This window comes from Streptococcus sciuri, assembly GCF_024814375.1.
Taxonomy (GTDB): domain Bacteria; phylum Bacillota; class Bacilli; order Lactobacillales; family Streptococcaceae; genus Streptococcus; species Streptococcus sciuri.
The window spans coordinates 1-2,865 of record NZ_JANUXX010000016.1 but is presented as its reverse complement, the minus strand read 5'-3'; the positions used below and the strand labels follow the sequence as shown (position 1 = coordinate 2,865).

The following is a 2,865-nucleotide window of genomic DNA, read 5'->3' as shown; positions in this document are numbered from 1 at the left end:
ACAAATTGACGTGTAGCGTTGGCAAATGCAATTTGGCACTCTGTATTGACGTTAACCTTAGCAACACCAAGTTTAATAGCTGCTTGAATTTGATCGTCTGGTATACCAGAACCTCCGTGTAAGACAAAATGAGACGATGATTGCCGTAAAAACTCCTTTTGACCCAAAAAACGAACATCAGTCAAGCCAGTACGTTCAACTAACTTTGTATTAATTGGAGTTCATATGAGATAAGAATAGGTAAAACTGTTGAAATAAGCAATACCTAACTAGATTTCAAAATGGTAATTCGAAAGAATGACCGTTTTACATGGTCCGTCATTTGGAGTGTTTTTTGTATATCTGATAATTGTAGCTAGAAAAGTATTTTAATGGGTTTAAAAATCTGATACAATGAAAGTATTAAATAGAACGAGGAGTACCAAAATGTCAGAACAAGCACAAAGACAGGAACTTCACCGTAACATTTGGGCTATTGCAGACAATGTCCGTGGTGCGGTGGATGGTTGGGATTTTAAGCAATATGTCTTAGGAATTCTTTTTTACCGTTTTATCAGTGAAAATTTCAAGACTTATATCGAGGGTGGTGATGAGTCTATCAACTACGAGGAAGTGCCAGAAGAGTTGATCACGCCAGAGATTAAAGATAATGCTATCAAGACCAAAGGTTATTTCATCATGCCAGCTCAGTTATTTTCTAATGTCGTTAAAACGGCACCTACTAATGAGAATTTGAACACTGAACTGAAAGAAATTTTTGATGCCATTGAAGCGAGTGCGGTCGGCTATGCCAGTGAGAGTGATATCAAGGGACTTTTTGATGATGTTGATACCAGGAGTAATCGCTTGGGCAGTACGGTTCTTGAGAGGAATCAACGTTTGGCAGATATTCTGGAAGGGATTGCTAGCTTAGATTTTGGAAATTTTGAGGATAATCATATTGATCTTTTTGGAGATGCCTATGAATTTTTGATTTCAAATTATGCCTCAAATGCTGGGAAATCTGGTGGTGAATTTTTCACACCACAAAGTGTTTCTAGGCTCTTAGCTAAAATTGTTATGCTAGGCAAAGATGAGAAGAATAAAATAAACAAGATCTACGATCCAGCCTGTGGTTCGGGCTCTCTTCTTCTCCAAGCTAAGAAACAGTTTGACGAACATATCATTGAAGATGGCTTTTATGGGCAGGAAATTAATATGACGACCTATAACTTGGCACGGATGAATATGTTTCTTCATAATATCAATTATGATAAGTTCAGTATTGAGCGTGGGAATACTTTACTAGATCCAAAGCATGGGAATGATAAGCCTTTTGATGCGATTGTCTCAAATCCTCCTTATTCTATCAAATGGATTGGAAAAGATGATCCAATTTTGATTAACGATGATCGTTTTGCTCCAGCAGGGGTATTGGCGCCAAAGTCAAAAGCTGATTTTGCTTTTATTATGCATAGTCTGTCTTATCTTTCAAGCAAGGGACGGGCAGCTATTGTGACTTTTCCTGGTATTTTTTACCGTGGTGGAGCCGAGCAAAAAATTCGTAAGTATCTGGTGGATAATAACTTTGTGGAAGCTGTCATTCAATTGCCAGATAATCTTTTCTTTGGGACGTCTATTGCCACTTGTATCCTCATACTCGCTAAAAGTAAGACTAGTACAGATGTTCTCTTTATTGATGCAAGTAAGGAATTTAAGAAAGAAACCAATAACAATCTATTAACGGAAAAAAATATCCAAACCATTTTGGATGGCTTTTTGGCAGGTGAAGAGAAAGAATACTTTGTATCACGGACACCTTATGAAAAAATTGTAGACAACGACTATAATCTGTCTGTATCGACTTATGTGGAAAAAGAAGATACCAGAGAGAAAATAGATATTGGTGTGCTAAATAAAGAAATTGCAGAAACCGTCAAAAAAATCGACCAATTGCGGGCAGAGATTGATGCCATTGTGGAGGAATTGAGTTGATGAGCAATCATGTGATTATCTACAATACAGACGATGGTAAAGCCAAAATTGAATTGCATTTAGATAATGGTACAGTATGGCTAACGCAGACCGAACTTGCAGAATTATTTCAAACCTCAAAGCAGAACATCAGTAAGCACATCAAGGCGATTTTTGATGATGGAGAGCTAACTAAGGAGGCAACTGTCAACTATAAGTTGACAGTTCAAAATGAAGGTGGTAGAAGCATCCAACGACAACTAGCTTACTACAATCTAGAGCATTGAAGAAATCGCAAAGAAAGGAGGGAAAATCAATGACTAAAATCGAAGAATTGCTAAAGGATCTCTGTCCTAATGGTGTAGAGTGGAAGACGTTGGGGGAAGTGTTTGATACAAAAAATGGATATACACCATCGAAATCAAAATCTGAATTTTGGGAAAATGGAACAGTTCCGTGGTTTAGAATGGAAGATATAAGAGAGAACGGTAGAATTTTAGATAAATCTATACAATACGTTTCACAAACTGCTGTTAAAGGAGGGAAACTATTTAAGGAAAATTCTATAATAGTTGCCACATCAGCAACTATAGGGGAACATGCTCTGATAACAGTGCCGTTCTTATCCAATCAAAGATTTACAGTATTAACTCTCAAAGAAAACTTAGAAGATAATGTTAATATGAAATTTATGTATTACTACTGTTTTCTTTTAGATGAATGGTGTAAACATAATGTTTCACTGTCTAGTTTTGCGTCTGTTGACATGACAGGGTTCAGAAAGGTTAAAATCCCCCTTCCCCCTCTTGAAATCCAAAAAGAAATCGTCAAAATACTTGACAAATTCACAGAATATGTTACGGAACTTACGGCGGAACTTACGGCGGAACTTACGTTCCGTAAAAAGCAATA

At 36.9% G+C, this 2,865-nt stretch carries 2 protein-coding genes and 2 pseudogenes; 3 read left to right on the top strand and 1 reads right to left on the bottom strand.

What is annotated here, in order from left to right; translation table 11 throughout:
- A pseudogene (locus NXS10_RS08520) lies at positions 1–125 on the bottom strand (class II fructose-bisphosphate aldolase); the annotation flags it as partial.
- Positions 126–426: 301 nt separating this feature from the next.
- Here NXS10_RS08520 and NXS10_RS08515 point away from each other — a divergent pair.
- From NXS10_RS08515 to NXS10_RS08505, 3 genes and pseudogenes are all read left to right on the top strand, one after another.
- Positions 427–1,974 (top strand): type I restriction-modification system subunit M, encoded by a 1,548-nt coding sequence (locus tag NXS10_RS08515; protein ID WP_259139439.1) that lies wholly within the window; start codon positions 427–429, stop codon positions 1,972–1,974.
- Positions 1,974–2,234, top strand: a pseudogene (locus NXS10_RS08510) (virulence RhuM family protein); the annotation flags it as partial. The gene NXS10_RS08515 and the pseudogene NXS10_RS08510, both read left to right, overlap by 1 nt.
- 35 nt (positions 2,235–2,269) lie before the next feature.
- A partial coding sequence (locus NXS10_RS08505; protein WP_259139437.1) for a restriction endonuclease subunit S occupies positions 2,270–2,865 on the top strand: 596 nt, incomplete at its 3' end.

What these genes read in the sequence shown, in the direction of transcription:
- NXS10_RS08515 (WP_259139439.1), top strand. Translation starts at nt 427, where the DNA reads ATGTCAGAACAAGCACAAAGACAGGAACTTCACCGTAACATTTGGGCT.